Below are 21,116 nucleotides of genomic sequence, written 5' to 3'. Positions count from 1 at the left end.
CATTGTATTCGATGAAAAACAGTAAAGACAGCTATTGGAAAAAATTCTACATTTAGTAAGGGCTCAAGGCCGAACCACAATATATAGTAACTTGGTGACAATATCAAGCGCAAAAAACCCGCCTGAAAACCTTATTGTGCTCTACAATCAATTGATAAAACAGCCAATTTTCCCCATGCCAGACAACAGATTTTTTTATAAAAAATTACAATTTTTGTTGGTTCACGCCACAGTTTGACTGTTTGCCAACTGGTCAAAAGCCTGCTTAAGCAAAGCAGGATCATTGTTGGCCAACAGGCGATGATCAGACAAAGTGCGACGCCACAGGCGCGATCCTTTCTGACCATTGACCAGCCCCAGCATGGGCTTGACGAGCAAGCGCATGGGCACCCCGTCCTCCAGCTCTTGGCTGACATAAGCCATCATGCTTTCAACAATAGCCTCATTGGAAAGAACCTCAACATCAGGCCATAACAATTGGCTGGCCTCGCGCAACAGATAAGGTTCGTGCCAGGCGGCCCGCCCTATCATAACACCATCAAACTCATTGGCCCTGGCCTGCATTTGCCGTACATCGTTGAGCCCACCGTTCAGAATGAACAGGGCATCGGGAAAGTCCCGCTTGAGCCTGGCAACCACATCATAACGCAAGGGCGGGATTTCCCGGTTATCTTTGGGTGATAAACCTTTTAACACGGCATTGCGGGCATGGGTTACAAAAACCCTGCAACCCGTATGATAAATTTCTCCAACAAAATCACGCACAAAAGCATAAGACTCATCGTAATCAAGCCCCAGACGATGCTTGACGGTGACGGGCAGATCAACGGCATCCTGCATGGCCTTCATACAATCAGCCACCAGTTTGGGCTCGGCCATTAAACAGGCACCAAAAGACCCTTTTTGTACCCGCTCGGAAGGACAGCCGCAATTTAGATTGATTTCATCATAGCCCCATTCCTGCCCCAGTCGGGCACAGTGCGCCAGTTCATGTGGCTCGCTACCGCCCAGTTGCAAGGCAACGGGATGCTCTTGCTCATTAAATCGCAAGTGTCTGGCAATATCCCCATAAATCAGCGCCCCCGTGGTAATCATTTCGGTATACAGCAGCGCCTTGGGAGCCAAAAGACGATGAAAGAAGCGGCAATGACGGTCCGTGACATCAATCATGGGTGCAACCGACAATCGCCATGGCGCATCGGCACGGTGGTAAAGCCCGCCAGGCGCCCCATTTTCCTGCTGTTTATTTTCGACGATCGTCATACAATTTTCTCGCTCTTACATCCAAAATAGCGTCACTGCTGGCATCCAGCAATCTTTTCAATTCATTCAGTTTTTTCAGCACATCCGACTTATAAACCACACCCAGCAATACTGGCCTCTCATCCATACTCAAGACTGGCAAGCGTTCACCGTTGAAGGCTTCAAAATAGTCCTGTACTTCATCCAGCGTCATATCCGGTTTCAGCGCGGTCAAATAGGAACGATTAACCAGCTCTCCGGATAAAGGTGCCTTCAGATCATTGCCCGACAACAGAAAGCTGCTGATGTCCTTATGCGCAATAACACCCTGGTATTCGTTCATTTCATTAACCACATAAATGAAACGAACACCATATTCAATAAACATGTCCAAGGCATCTTGCACCGTTTGATGATGTTTAATGACTGTGCTGACCGGGCTAACCAGACTGGCCAACCTGAGTCGTCGCAGACTATGACGCAGCTGCAAGTCTTTGTCACGCGACTCGGTAACCGCATACATGACTGCACCCGCAATGGATCGGGAGGTGAAATATGAAAATACACAAGCCAGCATCAGGGGCAGTATTATAGTATAACTGTGCGTCATTTCAAAAATCATGAGGATCGCCATTAAAGGCGCACTGGTAGCGGCAGCCAGAAAAGAGCCCATGCCCAGCAACACAAACATCGCGGTATCGGCGGGCACGACCGGCAAGAGCAAACTGAAAACCTGCACACATAGCAAACCCAGGGCACCGCCTACAAACATCACAGGGGTAATGACACCGCCCACCGCGCCTGACCCCACCGTAATACCCGTAGACAGCACCTTGCTAAGCAAGATAACCGCTACCGCCGACCAGGCCCAGGAGTCATGCAAAAAAGAGTTGATGATACTGTAGCCATTGCCGGCCACCCGTGGCTCTATCTGCATTAACAAACCCAGCACCAGGCCTCCGAGCGTCAGCCGCAGTGGCAAACCCAATCCGGTTTTTTTAAACAGACGTTTGGCAAAATCAAGAAAACGCAAAAACTGTGGCGCAAGCAAGCCCGACAACAGACCCAACAAAATGGCAAACACCAGAAAATACGGGGAAACCGGCGCCAGTTCGGGTAAATCGTACATGACATGGTAATAACCCAACAGCCGCATGGTAATGTTTGCCGTTGCCGCCGACAACAGCAAAGGCCCCAGAATCCGCATGGACATGCTACCCAGGACAATTTCCGCCACAAACAAGGCTCCTGCAATGGGCGCATTATAAGCCGCCGAAACCCCTGCCGCCGCACCACAAGCCACCAGGAGGCGTAGGGGAATGGCTTCAAAGCAAAAGAGCCGGCCGGTGGCAGAGGCACCCATGGCTGCCAGGTGAATCATGGCCCCCTCGCGCCCAACCGATCCCCCGGTAGCAATCACGCTTAGTGAAGACAAAACCCGTAAAACCCCCTGCCTCAACGACAAACGGCCATCACCAATGGCGACCGCCTCCATGTAATCGGCATTACTGTCCACCTTGAGTTTGCTTGCCCACCATAACAGCAACCCGGCTACAAGGCCACCCAACGCCGGATACAGGATGCGTTCTGGTGCAGACCAGCTGCGCGCAACCGAAACAATAGACCCTGACTGCCCGGACAGAAACAACTGGACCTGATGGATACCCCAATAAAAAACAATAGTCGCCAGTGCACCGACCACGCCCATGAGCAGGGCCCACACCAGTAAGGCAGGCTGCCCCGAAAGCCACCGGGCCTGTTTGCATTGTTCCCTGAGCACGCCAAGGCCATCACTGAAAATCATTGTTCATCCAAAAATGCCAGGATTAAAAAAATCATTATATCCAAACCTTGTTATAACCCATCAACACCCTGACATGCTTTATTTTTATATACAGCAAACGAATGTATCATTCCCTCTTCAACCTGGACTAAAATACGAAGCATCCGTGTTAACTTAATTTATGTGATCAATACCTGATATGGCTGTTTTTACGAATCTGACTACCTCTGAAGCCGAAGCATTTCTTGCTGAATATGATCTGGGTGAGCTTGTTTCCTTAAGGGGCATTACAGCCGGCATCGAAAACACCAATTATTTCCTGAGCAGTACGCAGGGTGAGTATGTTCTGACCATTTTCGAAGTACTAACCCATGAACAGCTGCCCTTCTACATTGAATTAATGCACCACCTGGCCAGCAAGGGCGTCAAGGTACCCATGCCGCAAACCCGCAAAGATGGCAAGCGCATTGGCACCCTCAAAAACAAACCCGCCTCAATCGTTACCCGTCTGGCTGGCGGCTACGAAGCATCACCCAGTGTCAATCACTGCATTATTGCCGCCCAAACCCAGGCCCAGGCACACCTTGCTGCGCTGGATTTTCCAATTGGACAGCCCAATTTACGTGGACTCGACTGGTGGCAAGCCACTTACCCCAGCATCCAGCCTTTCCTGAACCAGGAATTGACCCATCTGTACCAAACCTCACTGGACGAACAAATAAAGGTCCAGGGTTCGGCCCTGTGGCAAAACCTGCCGGAAGGCCCCTGTCACTGTGATATGTTCCGTGATAATGTCCTGTTTGATGGCACATTTGAAAACCCAAGCATGGGCGGCATTATTGATTTTTACTTTGCCGGCTGCGATAAATGGATTTTCGACGTGGCCGTGGCCGTCAATGACTGGTGCATAGAACGCGACACAGGAGCTTTTCTCGAGGAACATGTAAAGGCCTGGTTGCAAGCCTACAACCGTATACGTCCTTTTACTGAGGAAGAACGGCAAGTCTGGCCTGTCGCCCTCAGGGCTGCCGCCTTGCGCTTCTGGACATCCCGGCTGTATGATTTTTACATACCACGTCCGGCCCAAACCCTGAAACCACACGATCCTACCCATTTCGAGCGCATTCTCAAGTTGCGTACTGTCTCAGCCATTCCACAACTGCCATAAGCAATCATGCAAGCTGCTAAACTTCCCTTTTCCGCAGGGCTACAATGGGTCCAGGCCGCTTTTGCCTTGTTCAAAAAGCAGCCTACGGCATTGCTGGCCATTACGTTTATTATCAATTTCCTGAGCCAAATTCTGATCATTCTGCCACTGATCGGCTTGCCGCTTTTCATTGTCAGTATTCCCATTTCCAGCCTGATAATGGTAACCGCCTGTCGTTCCATCGATCATCACAATAAAGTCATTCCAGCCGAGTGGATCCAGCCGCTCAAGAAACCCGCGGTTATCCAACGTTTGGCCATCATTGGTTTTTTATACGCCAGCATCTTCGTACTGATTACATTCATTGCCTTTTACCCCACCCTGAATGCCCTCAGCCATGAAGACATGCAAAAAATTTCCCGTTTGCTTTCCGACCCCGAGTCCAAGCTTACCCTGAACGACATTCCCAGTTTTTCCATTAGCATTTTTCAGTATGTGTTATGGGCTGCCCTAACATTTTTAACCGCCATTACTTTTTGGAATGTCCCCCAATTAATCGGATGGGAAAACATGAGTGTTAAAAAGGCCCTGTTCTATTCCCTGGTTGCTTCCTGGCGCAATAAACTTGCCTTTATCGTTTATTTTTCCGTTTGGGGTATATTATTTTATGTCAGCCAGTATCTGCTCACCGACCTGCTGGTGGCTATAGGACTCCCGCTCATGCTGGTTGCCTTTGTTATCCAAATCCTGGTCATGATTATTGCCGTCAGCATGTATTGCGGTTTTTATTCCAGTTATATTGCCATATTTGGCAAACCCGACGTTCGCGCCATACAACCCTGAATCACATCCATCCTGTTTTTTTCCAAGAGCCATCATGATTAAAAAACTTGTCATTTCCAGCCTTCTGATTGGATCACTTAGTGCCTGTGAAGGCATGAATACCGCAGGCATGGTTGACGCGGCCTCTTCACTGTTCCAGGCCGCCACCATTAACGATGCCGACATCCAGGCGCTGGGCGTACAGTCACAACAGCAACTTGATCAACAAAATACCGTTGCCGATGCCAATAACAGTTATACCAAACGACTGGACAACATCACCCGCAACCTGCGCAGTTACAATGGCAAGGCACTGGACTACAAAGTCTACCTTAACCCGGAAGTAAATGCTTTTGCCTTGCCTAATGGCAGCATTCGCGTTTATTCGGGCCTGATGGATAAAATGACAGACCCTGAACTGCTGTTTGTGATTGGTCATGAAATTGGCCATGTTATGAATGGTCACTCAAAATCACAGGCACGTACCGACCTGCTTACATTAGCCGCTCGCAAAGCTGGTGCCGCCAGTGGCAACACTATTATTGCTTCTTTGTCAGCCAATGAGATTGGCACGCTGGCCCATAACCTGGTAAATGCCCAGTATTCGCAATCACACGAACTGGAATCTGACAGCTATGGCCTGAAAATCCTGCAGGAAAACAATTACGATAAATCACATGCTGTATCAGCCTTGCGCAAACTGGGAAGCGGTGGTGGTGGCTTCTTCTCCAGCCACCCCGATTCTGCCAAGCGGGCAGACCGGATAGAAAAAATGTAATAAATCCCAACCATAAAAAAAACGCTTCATAAGAAGCGTTTTTTTATGGTTTTGAGAAGGCAAAACAACAAATGTGTTTTGCCTTGTTCATGCTGTGCCTTACAGCGCACCAACCAGTTCAGGAACCGCTGTGAACAGGTCAGCAACCAAACCGTAATCGGCCACACCAAAAATAGGTGCTTCCGCATCTTTATTGATGGCAACGATCACTTTGGAGTCTTTCATACCTGCCAGGTGCTGAATCGCACCGGAGATGCCGACCGCAACATACAGTTGTGGCGCAACAATCTTACCGGTTTGACCAACCTGCCAGTCGTTAGGCGCATAACCGGCATCAACTGCGGCACGTGAAGCACCCAATGCAGCACCCAGTTTGTCAGCCAGAGGATCAAGAATCTTGAAGTTCTCGGCGCTGCCCATACCACGACCACCAGAAACAATAATGGAAGCAGCGGTCAGTTCAGGACGATCGCTCTTGGCAACATCACGGCCAACAAATGAAGACAGGCCTGAGTCGGCAACTGCGTCAACGCTTTGTACCGCAGCAGAACCACCTTCAGCAGCAACAGCATCAAAAGCGGTAGTACGTACGGTAATGACTTTTTTCGCGTCAGCACATTCTACGGTTGCGATAGCGTTACCGGCATAGATGGGGCGTTGGAACACATCGGCAGACTCTACAGCGATGATGTCGGAAATTTGAGCCACATCCAGTTTGGCAGCCACACGAGGAGCCACGTTTTTACCCGAAGCTGTAGCCGGGAACAAAATATGGCTGTAATTACCGGCAACGGCAATAACCTGTTCAGCCACGTTTTCAGCCAAAGCATCAGCCAATTGAGGCGCATCTGCCAGCAATACGGCGCTGACACCAGCCACTTTGGCGGCTTGATCGGCAACAGCCTGAGCACCACTACCGGCAACCAAAACGTGAATATCACCACCAATTTTTGCTGCTGCGGCAACGGTATTTAATGTGGCTGCTTTTAATTCTGCATTATCATGTTCAGCAATAACCAAGATCGTCATATTAAATCACCTTTGCTTCATTCTTTAGTTTATCTACCAGAGTAGCCACGTCAGGAACGGTAATACCGGCTTTGCGTGCTGGCGGCTCTGATACTTTCAATGTTTTGATACGAGGAGTCACATCAACGCCCAGATCTTCCGGTGTAAAAGTATCCAGTTGTTTTTTCTTCGCTTTCATGATGTTGGGCAACGTTACATAACGTGGCTCATTCAGGCGCAAGTCTGTGGTGATAATGGCAGGCAATTTGACTGAAATGGTTTCCAGACCACCGTCAACCTCACGGGTAACCTTGGCGCTGTCACCTTCAATTTCAATTTTGCTGGCAAAAGTAGCCTGAGGCCAGCCCAGTAATGCAGCCAGCATCTGACCAGTCTGGTTGGCATCGTCGTCGATGGCCTGTTTACCCAGAATAACCAGTTGGGCCTGTTCTTTTTCGGTAACGGCTTTAAGCAGTTTTGCCACGGCCAATGGCTGAAGTTCAGCATCTGTTTGAACCAGAGCGGCACGGTCAGCACCGATGGCCATTGCCGTACGCAGTGTTTCCTGGCACTGTGTGACACCGCAAGAAACCGCCACTACTTCAGTAGCAACACCCTTTTCTTTCAATCGTGTTGCTTCTTCAACAGCGATCTCATCAAACGGGTTCATTGACATTTTTACATTGGCAATATCTACCCCGGTTTGATCTGATTTGACGCGCACTTTGACGTTATAGTCAACGACACGTTTTACAGGTACTAATACCTTCATCCAAGTATCTCCTAATATTGGCAACTTTACTGCCATAAACAAAACCCATCAATTCTACAATGTAGTCATGATAAAGGTAAGCTATTTTAATACAACTGACTATTTTTCTTTACTGAAGACCTGTTTCAGCTTTTATAAAGAAGCCAGTGCCTTGATATGTGCGGTTACACTTCTTCCCAACGCCGATAAACTATACCCTCCTTCCAAAAAACTGATGATTCGTCCGTGTGCATACCTATCGGCCACTTCCATCAGTTGTTTGGTTATCCATTCATAATCTTTTTCCACCAGATCCAATTGCCCCATTTCATCCTCACGATGGGCATCGAAACCTGCCGATATAAGCACCAGTTCGGGCTCAAAGGCATTTAAGGCAGGCAACCACCTGTTCAGGACAATGTCCCTGATCACATCGCTTTTGGTAAAGGCAGGTACCGGTGTATTGAGCATATTGGGCGCAACATTGCCAATACCACAGTCAGGATACAGCGGATACTGAAAAAAACTGCACATGATGATATGGGGATCATCCTTGAAAATATCCTCGGTACCATTACCATGATGAACATCAAAATCAATGACGGCAATTTTTTTCAATTGAAATTTTTCAATCGCATAACGGGCAGCAATGGCAAGATTATTGAAAAAACAAAAACCCATGGCCCGGCCACGTTCGGCATGATGTCCCGGAGGCCTGACCGCACAAAAAGCATTAAGCGCATGACCCGCCATAATTTCATCAACAGCCAGAATGCCTGCTCCTGCTGCAGAATACGCGGCCCGCAAGGTATGCGGATTCATGCTGGTTTCCTCGTTGTCTATACTGAAATAACCCTCCTGGGGCAGGTTTTCTTTCAGATAGGCAAGGTATTCTGGCGTATGTACCCTTAACACATCGGTATCTGAGGCATTAGGCGCATCAAGGTGCCTTAGGCATGAGGAAACACCACTGGCCAACAAACGATCATTGATTTCATCCAGGCGGGCAGGCGCCTCTGGATGCCACTTATGCATCATGTGCAAACGACAGTTTGGATGTGTAATATATAAAGTCTCCACGCTCAACTCTCTGATTGAATAGTGTTATGGCTAAAAAAAACACCATTTATTTTAATGAATCATTACAATCTAACATACTTCTTTCAAAGAAGTCGGCCTATCCATTACATTTTTCATCAAATCAAACGTGGTACGCCCTAAATCCCAATTACCGCGTCCAACCTTAAAACAAGCATACCGAATCATGATGTTAAAAACCAGAACCCCGCTCTTGATAGCCCTAAGCTCCCTGCTTTTAACAGCCTGTGCCGGCGCCCCTGTTGAGCAGAAAAATAAAACAGCCATCAACAACGCAAACACATCGACCCAATCCGCCAAAACCGGTTGGCAGCTTGAAAACTCTCCGCTGTCAGCCAATCGGGAGCAGTTTGTAAAACAAGTGTCCCAACGTTATGGCATTCCCGAAACATATGTACAAAACCTGCTGAACAATGCCCAATACAATGAAAGGGTTGCCCGGCTTATTATGCCGCAAGGCCCCAAAGGCCGCATCAAGCGTGTCTGGCCCAGTTACCGTGCACGTTTTGTCGAACCGGTCCGCTTGCAACAAGGTACCGAATTCTGGGAAGCCAACCGAAGCGCACTTGCACGGGCTGAAAGCCAGTACGGAGTACCCGCAGCCGTTATTGCCAGCATTATTGGCGTAGAAACAGTTTACGGCCGTTACATGGGCTCATTCCGCATGCTGGATGCCCTGTATACCCTGGGCTTCAATCACCCTGATGCCTCTCGCCCCGAGAAAAGCCAAATGTTCAGAAATCAGCTGGCTGCCTTGATAAATCTTGACTACCAGGGAAAGCTGAATGCCTTGCACGAAGAGGGTTCTTTTGCCGGTGCAACCGGTCTACCGCAATTCATGCCAATCAGTATTTTGCACTACGCAATTGACGGTGACAAAAACGGCAAAATTGATTTACGTAACAGTACAGAAGACGCCATTATGTCTGTGGCCAATTTCCTGGTTAAACACGGCTGGCAAAAAAACACACCGATCTTTGCACCTGTTCGCCTGCCTGCCAATCCCGCTGCCTTGGTTGATGGTGGCCTTGAGCCTTACCTGAGCTGGGAACAATTGCAATCTTCCGGTGCAACGCTTTCCAACAACAGCAACAACAGCAACTGGAAGTCGGGTAAACAACTGGGCGTTATCAACCTGCCTGATGAAATCCGTGGGCAAACCGAATATCGCACCGCCACACCCAATTTCTTTGCAATCACCAAATACAACCGCAGCTACTTCTACGCCACCGCTGTTGCCGACCTGGCCCAGGCTCTGGCCCAGAAACAACGCAGCAACGGTTACAACATTACTTTTCCATAAGTGCTGCCTTGCAAAGAATGAGTACTGCATGGCAATCGCTTGCTGTGTAAAGAAACGGAGGCCTCGCATCCTATCTTGCGAAGCCCCCTGACGGAGCCTTTACAAGCTGTTTTTAAACCCGGCCAGCTTAGTGAGCGGCAAACTGGGCTTCTTCGGTAGAGCCTGTGAGTGCTGTGGTTGAAGAACGACCACCTTCAATCGTTTGTGTAACCGCATCAAAGTAACCTGTTCCAACTTCACGCTGGTGTTTAACCGCTGTAAAGCCCAAGTCAGCAGCTGCAAACTCTTTTTGCTGCAACTCAACGAATGCGCTCATTTGACGACGGGCATAACCATGAGCCAATTCAAACATGCCATAGTTCAGTGCATGGAAGCCTGCGAGTGTGATGAACTGGAATTTATAACCCATGGCACCCAACTCTTTCTGAAACTTGGCGATGGTAACGTCATCCAGGTTTTTCTTCCAGTTGAAAGATGGTGAGCAGTTATAAGCCAGCAATTTGCCAGGGAATTGTTTATGGATGGCTTCAGCAAATTTTTTGGCATCATCCAGGTTAGGGGTTGAGGTTTCACACCAGAGCAGATCTGCATAAGGCGCATAAGCCAAACCACGTGAAATTGCCTGATCAACACCGGCACGGGTACGGAAAAAGCCTTCAACAGTACGTTCACCAGTGATGAACTCACGATCGTTTTCATCAATATCACTGGTGATGAGGTCGGCGGCATCGGCATCGGTACGGGCCAGCAACAAAGTGGGAACACCCATTACGTCGGCGGCCAAACGTGCTGAAACCAGTTTTGCAACAGCATCACGGGTTGGGACCAACACTTTGCCACCCATGTGACCACATTTTTTGGCTGCAGCCAGCTGATCTTCAAAGTGAACGCCGGAAGCACCTGCCTCAATCATGGATTTCATTAATTCGTAAGCATTCAGAACGCCACCAAAACCGGCTTCGGCGTCGGCAACGATAGGAGCGAAGAAGTCGATAAAGCCTTCATCGCCGGGCTCTTTGCCTTCCATCCATTGAATCTGGTCACATCGGGTTAAAGCGTTGTTGATGCGACGAACAACGTTTGGTACAGAGTTAACCGGATACAGGGATTGATCGGGATACATTTCACCGGCAATATTGGCATCGCCAGCTACTTGCCAGCCAGACAGGTAAATGGCTTTAAGGCCGGCCTTGACCTGCTGCATGGCCTGGTTACCGGTAAGTGCGCCCAAAGAGTTGACGAAAGGCTCGGTGTGCAACAAATTCCACAGTTTTTCTGAGCCACGACGTGCCAGGGTATATTCCTGTTGCAGGGAACCTTGCAACTTGACAACATCTTCCGCGCTGTAATTGCGCTTAATGCCCTGCCAGCGTGGGTTTTCGGCCCATTCTTTTTGCAAGTTACGGATTGCTGTTTCACGGTTTGACATAGTCATCTCCTGGAAAAATAAAGATAAAAAATAAAGATTAAAAATGTTTGAGAAGTTGGATAAATTCTATCTCTTTGCGGCACCGCAAAACACACTTATGTCTTATATAAGACCATTTATTTTTTATATATTTTTCATATACTTATAAATTTCATTTTATAATATGGAATGCTTTTTTTGTTTATGAAATATTTTTTTCAACATCGCAACATCATTTTTTCATATTATGAAATGCTGTATTCACAATATAAAAAACAAACATATAAGCAAGGGTTATGATCAAAACCAGCCAGCCATAAAAAACACCGTCATGATGACGGTGTTGTAAAAAGGGAAAAGTTCAGGCGCTAAAAACAGGACCAAAACTGGTTGGATAATGTAATAAACAGGCTGGGCTGTGTATACATAATAAATACCAGTGCAAGAACCAGTACCAAGCCACCATAAATAAAACATTTTTTTAACATTGGATGCATGCCGATTTTACTCCTGGACTAAGCGACTACCACCGGACGAACAATGGCACTCTCTTTAATCGGTAAATTCATGGCAGTGGCAAAAACACTAAGCGCAATGGCCAAATACCAAACAGGGTCATAACTGCCATAGATATCGTACATGATACCACCCAGCCAGACCCCCAGGAAAGAACCTATCTGATGACTGAAAAACACAAACCCACCCAGCATCGCAAAATGCTGGACACCAAATATTTGCGCCACAATCGCATTCGTCGGCGGCACGGTGGATAACCAAAGCAAACCCATGACAGCTGAAAACACATATACGCTCACAGGCGTCAGGGGTGCCAACAGGAAAATAATAATCGTAATCCCACGCAAGGTATAAATACCGGCCAGCAAATAACGTTTGGGATATTTTTGTCCCATCAGGCCAACCGCATAAGTGCCAAATACATTAAAAAGCCCGATTAAAGCCAGGGCATAGCTGGCCACTTCCGGATTCATGCCTGCATCTTTAAGGTAACTGGGCATATGAACGCCAATGAACACGACCTGAAAGCCGCATACGAAATACCCGGCCACCAGCAAGCGGAAACTGGGGTATGCAAATGCTTCTTTAATGGCAGGGACAATACCCTGGCGTGCACCCGAGGCAACACCGGCCACTGGTGAAGGCTCACGCATGCCCATACCCAACGGAACAATAACCAGGACCAGGCCACTTAACACCACCAGGGCAATCTTCCAATCAAACACATCAATCAGAAAATTCTCAACGGGCACCATTAAAAACTGGCCGAAAGAACCGGCTGCAGCAACAACCCCCATGGCCCATGAACGACGGTCAGCCGGAATATTACGTCCTATGACACCAAAAATAATCGCGTACGTCGTACCTGACTGGGCTATACCAATTAAAAAACCACTGGACAGCATAAATCCCAGACCGGTGGTTGAGTAGGCCATTCCCAACAAACCAAGAGCATACAAAACACCCCCCAGGATAATGACCTTGACTGCACCGAAACGATCAGAAACCATCCCGGCAAAAATACCGGTGAACCCCCAAACGAGGTTTTGCATGGCCAGGGCAAATGAAAAGGTTTCCCTGTCCCATTCGTTGGCCTGGGTAATGGGCTGCAACCACAAGCCAAAACCATGTCGTATCCCCATTGACATGGTGACAATAAAGGCGCCACAAAACAAGAGCTGCGCCATAGTGAGAACTTTTTGTTTTTCTGTTTGAACATCCATTATTACAACCCTTTTAGCTTTGCACAATAAGCAACCCAGAATGCAGCCGCCACGGCCACAAAAGAAGCCAGTCCGGCACCTATCCAAGGCCCCGAAAACTGTCCATAATCAAGCATGACGCCATAGGCAACCGGCCCAAGTGCCGAGCCGACATCCATACCCGAATAAACCAGCCCATAAACCGAGCCCATGGCCCCTTTGGGCGCCACCCGCCTGATAAGCATATCGCGCGACGGTCCGGCCATCCCAAACAGAAAACCAGCTACACATAAACCAAAAATAGCCCAGGACGACGGAACAAGACCACTGGCCAGGAATAAATAGGCCAGCCCTGAGCCAAACAAAGCCACGCCCACTATTTTTTCAGTCCTGCTGGTAGTGCCGGCCAGAAAACCACCAATCAGCAACCCCGCCCCTGCCGAGAGCATATAAAGCGACAAAGCCGTACTGGCAACCTCTTTGGTCGTGTCATAAAGCGCACCCATAATGGGTACGGTGAAATTCTGCACCGAAGACATGGCAATCGTGCCACAGGCAAAAAAGATAAACGCTCCCCATAAAGCCGGATTTTTCAGCAAAAACAACAATTTTTGAACAAACCCCATGCTTTGATGGGGTTCGGGATGTGCAGTCTGCCCACTATCCTTGACGGGCGCAATCAATGCCCCCTTGAGATACGTTAGCAAAAGCAGCAATAGCAACAACACCCCGGCAGCCGCTGCGGCAATTCGCCATGAACCGGTCATGGCAATCATGAACGCCATGAAAACAGGCGCAAATGCCCAACCCAGGTTACCTGACACTCCATGCACACTGAATGCATGCCCCAGGCGTTTTACCCCGACATGTTGATTGATGAGAGAAAAATCCACCGGATGAAAAATGGCATTACCCAATCCTCCGATAATAGCCGCCAATAGCAAAGCCGGATACCCTGGCGCCAGGGCGATAAGGAAAGCGGAAATTGCCATAAATGCCAAACCAAAGCGTAAGACTGGCCGCCCCCCTTTTTTATCAACGATAAAGCCTGAACTGGCCTGCCCCAGCATGGAAACCACGAAAAACACCATGGTGACCAAACCAAGCTCGGCAAAACTGTAACCAAATTCCCGGTTAAGTGAAAGATACAGAGATGGCAATACCAGCTGAAAAAAATGTGACCCGGCATGCACTACCCCAATCAGGGAAATGACTTGCCAGTCACGGCTTGCCGCTTCTTTTTCATCCAGCGTTGCATCAGGAGATAATACTTGCGTGTTCATGTCTCATTTTGTTTTTAAAAAAATTAACCACCCTGATACGAGTGGTTAATTAATATTTTCAAAAAGTTATTTCATGCCTGTTTCCGGAGAATAGGCCATGCCTTGCGCATGTAGTAAAACATGGACCATACCGTTAATATGGCAGCCACATAAATAAGTACCTGCCCCACCTGATAAAAAGGAATACCTTGCCAGGTTTGAGCAAACATCAAACAGGGAATGGCCACCATTTGTGCCGTGGTTTTAAGCTTGCCCAGCCAGTGCACGGCCACACTATCACGGGCACCAACAGTCGCCATCCATTCACGCAGGGCGGAAATGGTTAATTCACGTCCAATAATAATAAGCGCAATAAAAGAATCCAGCCGGCTCAGATCAAGCAAAATGAGCAAGGCGGCACACACCATCAGCTTGTCGGCAACCGGGTCCAAAAACGCCCCGAACGAAGAAGTCTGATTCCAGCGCCTGGCCAACCAGCCATCGAACCAGTCAGTAAGCGCAGCTACAATAAAAGCCAATGCACCAATCGTATCGCGCAAATGAATGCCCATCCACTCGGTAGGCAAGTAATACAGGGCAATGACCAACGGAATCATGGCAACCCGCATCCAGGTCAAAATAATGGGTATGTTCATTGTTTTCATAATGTGTAATCCTACCACTATCTTAGTGATTCGTAGATACGTTCTGCCAAAGCCTGCGAAATTCCTTCCACCGATCGCAAATCATCAATACTGGCGGCTGCCACACCAGAAAAACCACCAAAACGTGCCAGCAGCTTTTGTCTGCGTTTGGTACCCACTCCCTCGATTTCCTCAAGCCTGGATACATTACGGGTTTTGGCCCGTTTGGCCCGCATGCCGGTAATGGCAAAGCGGTGCGCCTCATCACGCACCTGTGCTACCAGCATCAAGGCCGGAGAACCCAAACCAAGCGCCACCGGTTCCCGTTCATCGGTAAATACCAGGGTTTCAAGTCCCAATTTACGCCCTTCACCCTTGGCCACACCAACAATCACGCTGGTATCCAGACCCAACTCTTCAAATACCTGCCGGGCAATTTCAACCTGACCCTTGCCGCCGTCAATCAACACCACGTTTGGCATGGGAGATTCCGCATCGGCCACTCTTGAGAAGCGTCGTTCCAACACCTGGCGCATGGCGGCATAATCGTCACCCGGTGTAATACCCGCTATATTGTAACGACGATACTGCGAAGGTTGCATGTCATGATGAAGATAAACCACACATGAAGCCTGGGTAGCCTCTCCGGCAGTATGGCTGATATCGAAACATTCAATCCGAATGTCATCCAGTGCATTCTCATCGGTATCCAGCCCAAGCAACTCGGCCAGCGCCCGCGTACGGGCCGCTTTTGCCGTCGACTCGGACAACACCCGCGACAAGGCCAATTGGGCATTTTTCACTGCCTGTTCAAGCCAGGCTTTTTTAATACCCTGAACACGCGTCTGCAACCGCACCTTCACCCTGCCTGCCGCATGCTCATTCAGCATATCCAGCAATTCCGGTTCAGACAAGGGGTGAGAGCAAACCAATAAGGCAGGCATCACATTATCAAGATAATGCTGTGCCACGAAGGCACTTAACACATCAGAAGGCGTATCGCCATCTGTTTGTGCCGGAAAAAATGCCTTGTCACCCAGATGCCGCCCGCCTCTTACCATGGCCAAATTGACGCAGACCTTGCCGCCCAGCATTTCAACCGCAATAATATCCACATCACCACCACCGGCTTCTTCCATGGATTGCTGGTGCAAAACCGTGGCCAGGGCATGCATCTGATCGCGCAAAACGGCAGCCTGCTCGAATTCAAGTGCATCGGAAGCCGCCATCATGCGCTTCTCAATATCATCAATCACATCACTGGCCTGACCATCCAGAAAACGCACAGCCCTTTCCACGTCCTGCCGGTAAGCATCTTCGGAAAGCGCCTGCACACAAGATGCGGAACAGCGCCCGATCTGATGCAGCAAACAGGGACGGGAACGGTTGGCAAAGACCGTGTCTTCACAGGTGCGCAAACGAAACACCTTTTGCAGGATCTGAATGGTTTCCCGCACTGCCCAGGAGTTTGGATAGGGTCCGAAAAAGCGCCCTTTCTTGCTGGTGCTGCCCCGATAGTACACAATCCGCGGGAACGCATGATCGCTAACCATTAAATAGGGATAGGATTTGTCGTCCCTGAATAAGATGTTATAGCGCGGGCGCAATGATTTAATGAGATTATTCTCAAGAATCAGGGCCTCGGCCTCGGAGCGCGTGACAGTGACTTCCAGACGCACCACGCGGGCCACCATATGGGCAATACGCGGACTGGACGGGGTTTTCTGAAAATAGGAAGAAACCCTTTTCTTCAGGTCACGCGCCTTGCCCACATAAAGGACCGTACCATTTTCATCCAGGTGTCGGTAAACACCCGGCAAATGAGGCAGGTCACTCAGAAACGATTTTATGTCGAAAGGCTCGGGCATCTTGGTACCGCTTATTCAATTGCAAGGCTTCCCAATTCATGAAAGGCATGGCTGGCATCAGGCGCTGAATCCGTTCAATGGACTCGCTTGTAATGGCAAATTCAAGCCGTTCAAGCAATTCATCAGCCAGGTCAGGACGGTTGCACACCAGCACCATATCACAACCGGCGTTCAGGGCTGCCTGCGCACGTGCGACGATATCGCCAGCGACCGATGCACCTTCCATCGTAAGATCATCAGAGAACACCACCCCATTATAGACAAGTTGCCGGCGCAGAATATCCTGCACCCATTTCCGGGAAAAACCGGCAGGTGAATTATCAACCTTGGGATAAATAACATGGGCGGGCATCACAGCGGGCAAAACCATATCACCCAGCCACTGGTATGGCAGCGCATCTTCATTCATGATTTCATCCAGGGTACGCTCATCCACCGGAATGGCCAAATGGGAATCGGCTTCCACAAAGCCATGCCCCGGAAAATGTTTGCCACAGGCCGCCATACCCGCCAGGCAAAGCCCCTGAATAATGGCTCGCGCCAATGTGGTCACCACCTTGGGATCGCGGTGAAAAGAACGACTGCCAATCACCTGACTGACCCCATAGTCAAGGTCGAGTACCGGTGCAAAGGTAAAGTCCACCCCACAGGCACGCAACTCGGCCGCCATGACATAAGCCAGCTCAGTGGCGGCACGAATGGCCGACTGCGGATCCTTCTCCCAATAACACCCCAATTCGCGCATGCCGGGCAAGTGTGTAAAACCGTTGGTTTTGAAACGCTGTACCCGCCCCCCTTCATGGTCAACCGCAATCAGCAGAGGCGCTTTCCGGACTTCATGGATTTCCCGGGTAAGTGCACTTAGCTGTTCGGGGCTTTCATAATTGCGGGCAAACAAAATAACCGCCCCCACCAACGGGTGACGCAAACGTTCTTTTTCGCGCTGGGTTAACTGCGTGCCCTGCACATCAACCATAACGGGTCCGGGCGGTACTGCCAATGATTGCATTTTATTGTCCTTTTTTAGATTCAACCAGGACAAATGCCATGGCCAGATCAGATTCGTCGGTAACTGACACATGTGCCGTACCAAACCGTTGTTCATACCAGGTTTTAAGCGGTTCAGCCAGCACCACCACGGGCTTGCCACTGGCCGCATTCAGGGTTTGCATCCCGGACCAATACATGGGCATGCGCATGCCCAAGCCAATGGCCTTGGAAAAAGCCTCTTTGGCAGCAAAACGAGTGGCCAGAAAACGGATGCCACGGGCCGCATCACGCGTGTAGCGCCTCTCAAACTTGAGGATTTCCCCTGGCCCCAGGATGCGTTTTACAAAGCGCATGCCAAAACGGTCATAAGACGACTGTATCCGGTGAATATAAATCAGGTCTGTGCCAATACCGGCAATTCCCTGCGGGCCCGCCTGTCCGATTAGTGTCTGCATGTCTTCGCCAGTCCCCAATACATCTACACTTTAATGAAGTGTTCCCGATAATACTTCATTTCCTCAATCGACTCATGAATATCGGCCAGCGCCTCGTGCTTGCTTTTCTTGGCAAAACCCTTGTAAACCTCGGGTTTCCAACGGCGGGAAAGTTCTTTAAGCGTACTGACATCCAGATTGCGGTAATGGAAATACTGTTCAAAACGAGGCATGTACTTGAACATGAAACGCCGATCCTGACTAATGGTATTGCCACACAGGGGAGATGCACCTTTCGGCACATATTTGGACAGGAACTCAATCAAAATATCTTCAGCCTGCTCTTCTGTTAAAGTGGAATCTTTAACTTTTTGGATTAATCCACTTTTACCATGGGTGGACGTATTCCATTTATCCATGGCATCTAATACACTATCAGGTTGATGAATAACCAATACAGGCCCTTCAGCCACAATAGTCAGATCCGGTTCGGTAACCACAACGGCGATCTCCAGGATTTTTTCTTTTTCAGGATCCAGACCGCTCATTTCCATATCCAGCCAAACCAGACGCAAATCATTTACTGCCATTTTCATTTATCCTTAATACTGAGTTTCGTTATTTTCGCACAGAGCAATCATTAACATATGACAACAACGCTGTTTACACTCTTATTTATCCTGTTTCTTGGCCTCGAAGCCATCGTTAGACTTTGGCTGTCAAGCCGTCAAATCCGTCACGTCAGCCAGCACCGCAACGCGGTTCCTGCAGAATTCTCTGAAAAAATAAGCCTGCGCAGTCACCAGCGGGCAGCTGATTATACGATTGAACGCATGAAACTGGGGATGGGCGAGTGGATATTTGACGCAATGATACTCATCAGCTTTACCTTATTAGGTGGTTTACATCTGCTGGATGCTTTCCTGCAAACACAAATTTCAGGCGACATGTGGCGACAACTGGCCCTGCTTGCCGCCATTGGCATTATTACCGGCCTGCTGCACCTGCCTTTCAGTTTATGGCGTCAATTCAAGTTAGAGGCCAAATACGGCTTCAACCGCATGACATTTAAACTGTTTATCAGCGATACGATTAAAGGCATTATAGTCAGCCTGATTCTTGGCCTGCCCTTAATGGCCGCCATTTTATGGCTAATGGCTGAAGCCGGCAACGCCTGGTGGCTCTGGGCATGGGCTCTTTGGGTTGGATTCAATGTACTTATCCTGTATTTGTACCCCACATTTATTGCACCGCTATTCAATAAATTCACCCCGCTTGATAACCCCGAACTGGCTGAACGCATTAATAAACTGGCTTCGCGCTGCGGGTTTACGCTAAATGGCCTGTTTGTCATGGATGGATCCAAACGCTCTGCCCATGGTAATGCCTACTTTACCGGTTTTGGCAAATCACGGCGCATCGTGTTTTTTGACACTCTGCTGAACAAACTCAATGGTCCTGAAATTGAGGCCGTGCTTGCCCATGAGCTGGGTCACTTCAAACACAAACATATTATCAAGAGAATGGCCATCAGCTTCTTTGTTGCCCTGGTGTTTTTTGCCTTGTTAGGTTATGTCAAAAACACCATCTGGTTTTACGAAGGCCTGGGTGCCCCCCCGGCACTCATGCACAGCAATGATGCGCTGGCACTCATTCTGTTTTTCATGGCCGTGCCGGTATTTACCTTCCTGCTCTCTCCGCTGGCAAGCTGGTTTTCCCGTAAAGACGAATTCCAGGCCGATCAATATGCCAGTGAGCAAACCGAAGCCCAATCACTGGTCTCAGCCCTGGTCAAACTTTATGATGACAATGCCGCCACACTCACTCCTGATCCGATACACTCGGCCTTCTATGACAGCCATCCACCGGCCTCTGTCCGTATCCAGCACTTGTTAACCGGTTCAAAGGCGTAAACACATGAAAGGACGCGTAATTTCCGCCCATGGCCGTCATTACCAGGTTGAACTTGAAAACGGTCAACTGCGGCAATGCTACACCCGTGGCAAAAAAACCGGCATCTGCGTTGGCGATTTTGTTCGCATTCAACCCCAGGGAGAGGACGAAGGCAGCATTGAAGAAACCCTGGAACGACAAAACCTGCTCTACCGCTCGGATGAAATGCGTTCCAAGCAGTTTGCCGCCAATGTAGACCAGTTGCTCATTGTGGTCGCCACCGAACCGGTTTTTTCTGATGATCTTACCGGACGTGCCCTGACCGGCGCCTGGAGTGCAAACATCAGCCCCATCATCCTGCTGAACAAATGCGATCTGGAAAGCGGTTTGGCCCGCGCGCAGGAATCCCTTGGAATTTACCGTGAGATGGGCGTTCCGATTATTTCATGCAGTATTTACGAGCCCGAACAGTTAAAGCGCGACCTGCTACCCTTGCTGAAAGACAAAACCAGCCTGTTGCTTGGGCAAAGCGGCATGGGCAAATCAAGCATTTTAAATGTGCTTATTCCAGATGCCAAAGCGCACACCCAGGCGCACTCGGTAGCTTTGGGTACCGGCAAACACACCACAACCAGCACACGGCTGTATCACTTACCCGGCCAAACCGGCTGTCTTATTGACTCGCCCGGCTTCCAGGCATTTGGTCTTTACCATTTGGCACAAACCGATATTGCCAATGGCTTTCCTGAATTCAAGGAACATATTGAATCATGTCGCTTTTATAATTGCACCCATTTGCATGAGCCGGGATGTGGCGTGCTGGCTGCGCTGAAAGACGGCAAAATAAACAGCAAGCGCCATGAGCTTTATGAGCGTATCCTGCTTGAAAGCCAGTCAGCAAAACGCTATTGATTAAAAGAAAAAACGGGCAAAACCACCCCTCGCTTATGCCGTGGCAATCCTGGTG

General features: G+C 49.1%; 19 protein-coding genes. 6 read left to right on the top strand and 13 right to left on the bottom strand.

The window, feature by feature from the left end; translation table 11 throughout:
• Positions 1-222: 222 nt before the first annotated feature.
• Positions 223-1,263: a tRNA dihydrouridine(20/20a) synthase DusA gene (gene dusA / locus KU392_RS07875; protein ID WP_217735034.1), complete on the bottom strand. Its 1,041-nt coding sequence runs from the start codon at positions 1,261-1,263 to the stop codon at positions 223-225.
• A complete protein-coding gene (locus KU392_RS07870; RefSeq protein ID WP_169294568.1) occupies positions 1,244-3,046 on the bottom strand; it encodes a ClcB-like voltage-gated chloride channel protein in 1,803 nt (600 codons plus the stop codon). Before KU392_RS07870 ends, dusA begins: the two co-directional genes overlap by 20 nt.
• Before the next feature lie 178 nt (positions 3,047-3,224).
• Between KU392_RS07870 and KU392_RS07865 the strand changes: the two genes are divergently transcribed.
• Genes KU392_RS07865 through KU392_RS07855 form a run of 3 tightly spaced genes read left to right on the top strand, consistent with a single transcriptional unit; the run spans position 3,225 to position 5,772 of the window.
• Positions 3,225-4,193, top strand: coding sequence for a homoserine kinase (locus KU392_RS07865; RefSeq protein WP_217735033.1), 969 nt, complete (start codon positions 3,225-3,227; stop codon positions 4,191-4,193).
• Between the two features lie 6 nt (positions 4,194-4,199).
• Entirely contained in the window at positions 4,200-5,015 is an 816-nt protein-coding gene (locus tag KU392_RS07860; protein WP_169294570.1) for a BPSS1780 family membrane protein, read from the top strand.
• 34 nt (positions 5,016-5,049) lie between these two features.
• Complete coding sequence (locus tag KU392_RS07855) at positions 5,050-5,772, top strand: M48 family metalloprotease (protein WP_217735032.1); 723 nt, start codon at positions 5,050-5,052, stop codon at positions 5,770-5,772.
• 99 nt (positions 5,773-5,871) lie between these two features.
• Here KU392_RS07855 and KU392_RS07850 read toward each other — a convergent pair whose 3' ends face one another.
• The 3 genes from KU392_RS07850 to KU392_RS07840 form a co-directional block, all read right to left on the bottom strand.
• Positions 5,872-6,801 carry an electron transfer flavoprotein subunit alpha/FixB family protein gene (locus KU392_RS07850; protein WP_217735031.1) on the bottom strand — a complete coding sequence of 310 codons (930 nt, stop codon included), beginning with the start codon at positions 6,799-6,801 and terminating at the stop codon, positions 5,872-5,874.
• Position 6,802: 1 nt separating this feature from the next.
• A complete protein-coding gene (locus tag KU392_RS07845) occupies positions 6,803-7,552 on the bottom strand; it encodes an electron transfer flavoprotein subunit beta/FixA family protein (protein WP_169294573.1) in 750 nt (249 codons plus the stop codon).
• Positions 7,553-7,684: 132 nt separating this feature from the next.
• The gene (locus KU392_RS07840; RefSeq protein ID WP_217735030.1) at positions 7,685-8,611 is read right to left on the bottom strand and encodes a histone deacetylase family protein; all 927 of its coding nucleotides are present in this window, start codon (positions 8,609-8,611) and stop codon (positions 7,685-7,687) included.
• Between the two features lie 184 nt (positions 8,612-8,795).
• On the opposite strand from KU392_RS07840, the gene mltB reads away from it, so the two are divergent.
• Positions 8,796-9,932: a lytic murein transglycosylase B gene (gene mltB, locus KU392_RS07835; RefSeq protein WP_246587382.1), complete on the top strand. Its 1,137-nt coding sequence runs from the start codon at positions 8,796-8,798 to the stop codon at positions 9,930-9,932.
• 127 nt (positions 9,933-10,059) lie between these two features.
• Here the strand turns inward: mltB and aceA are convergent, their stop codons facing one another.
• The 8 genes from aceA to orn form a co-directional block, all read right to left on the bottom strand.
• Entirely contained in the window at positions 10,060-11,361 is a 1,302-nt protein-coding gene (aceA, locus tag KU392_RS07830; protein ID WP_169294575.1) for an isocitrate lyase, read from the bottom strand.
• A gap of 494 nt (positions 11,362-11,855) precedes the next feature.
• A complete protein-coding gene (locus KU392_RS07825) occupies positions 11,856-13,079 on the bottom strand; it encodes an MFS transporter (RefSeq protein WP_217735029.1) in 1,224 nt (407 codons plus the stop codon).
• A gap of 2 nt (positions 13,080-13,081) precedes the next feature.
• Positions 13,082-14,341 carry an MFS transporter gene (locus tag KU392_RS07820; protein WP_169294577.1) on the bottom strand — a complete coding sequence of 420 codons (1,260 nt, stop codon included), beginning with the start codon at positions 14,339-14,341 and terminating at the stop codon, positions 13,082-13,084.
• 71 nt (positions 14,342-14,412) lie between these two features.
• On the bottom strand, positions 14,413-14,985 hold the full coding sequence (pgsA, locus tag KU392_RS07815; protein WP_169294578.1) for a CDP-diacylglycerol--glycerol-3-phosphate 3-phosphatidyltransferase: 573 nt from the start codon (positions 14,983-14,985) through the stop codon (positions 14,413-14,415).
• 17 nt (positions 14,986-15,002) lie between these two features.
• On the bottom strand, positions 15,003-16,832 hold the full coding sequence (gene uvrC / locus KU392_RS07810) for an excinuclease ABC subunit UvrC (protein ID WP_169294579.1): 1,830 nt from the start codon (positions 16,830-16,832) through the stop codon (positions 15,003-15,005).
• Positions 16,795-17,841, bottom strand: a complete 1,047-nt coding sequence (gene nagZ / locus KU392_RS07805) for a beta-N-acetylhexosaminidase (protein WP_169294580.1) — start codon at positions 17,839-17,841, stop codon at positions 16,795-16,797. Before nagZ ends, uvrC begins: the two co-directional genes overlap by 38 nt.
• Before the next feature lies 1 nt (position 17,842).
• Entirely contained in the window at positions 17,843-18,277 is a 435-nt protein-coding gene (acpS, locus tag KU392_RS07800; protein ID WP_169294581.1) for a holo-ACP synthase, read from the bottom strand.
• A 23-nt stretch (positions 18,278-18,300) separates the two neighbouring features.
• On the bottom strand, positions 18,301-18,846 hold the full coding sequence (gene orn / locus KU392_RS07795) for an oligoribonuclease (RefSeq protein WP_217735028.1): 546 nt from the start codon (positions 18,844-18,846) through the stop codon (positions 18,301-18,303).
• A gap of 57 nt (positions 18,847-18,903) precedes the next feature.
• Between orn and KU392_RS07790 the strand changes: the two genes are divergently transcribed.
• Both KU392_RS07790 and rsgA read left to right on the top strand, forming a co-directional pair.
• Complete coding sequence (locus tag KU392_RS07790; protein ID WP_217735027.1) at positions 18,904-20,169, top strand: M48 family metallopeptidase; 1,266 nt, start codon at positions 18,904-18,906, stop codon at positions 20,167-20,169.
• A gap of 4 nt (positions 20,170-20,173) precedes the next feature.
• Positions 20,174-21,061: a ribosome small subunit-dependent GTPase A gene (rsgA, locus tag KU392_RS07785; RefSeq protein WP_169294584.1), complete on the top strand. Its 888-nt coding sequence runs from the start codon at positions 20,174-20,176 to the stop codon at positions 21,059-21,061.
• Positions 21,062-21,116 lie beyond the last annotated feature (55 nt).

The sequence above is a fragment of the Advenella alkanexedens genome (genome assembly GCF_019132845.1).
GTDB lineage: Bacteria > Pseudomonadota > Gammaproteobacteria > Burkholderiales > Burkholderiaceae_B > Advenella > Advenella alkanexedens.
Note: the sequence above shows the minus strand (reverse complement) of the source record. Positions and strands in the feature narration are given on the sequence as shown.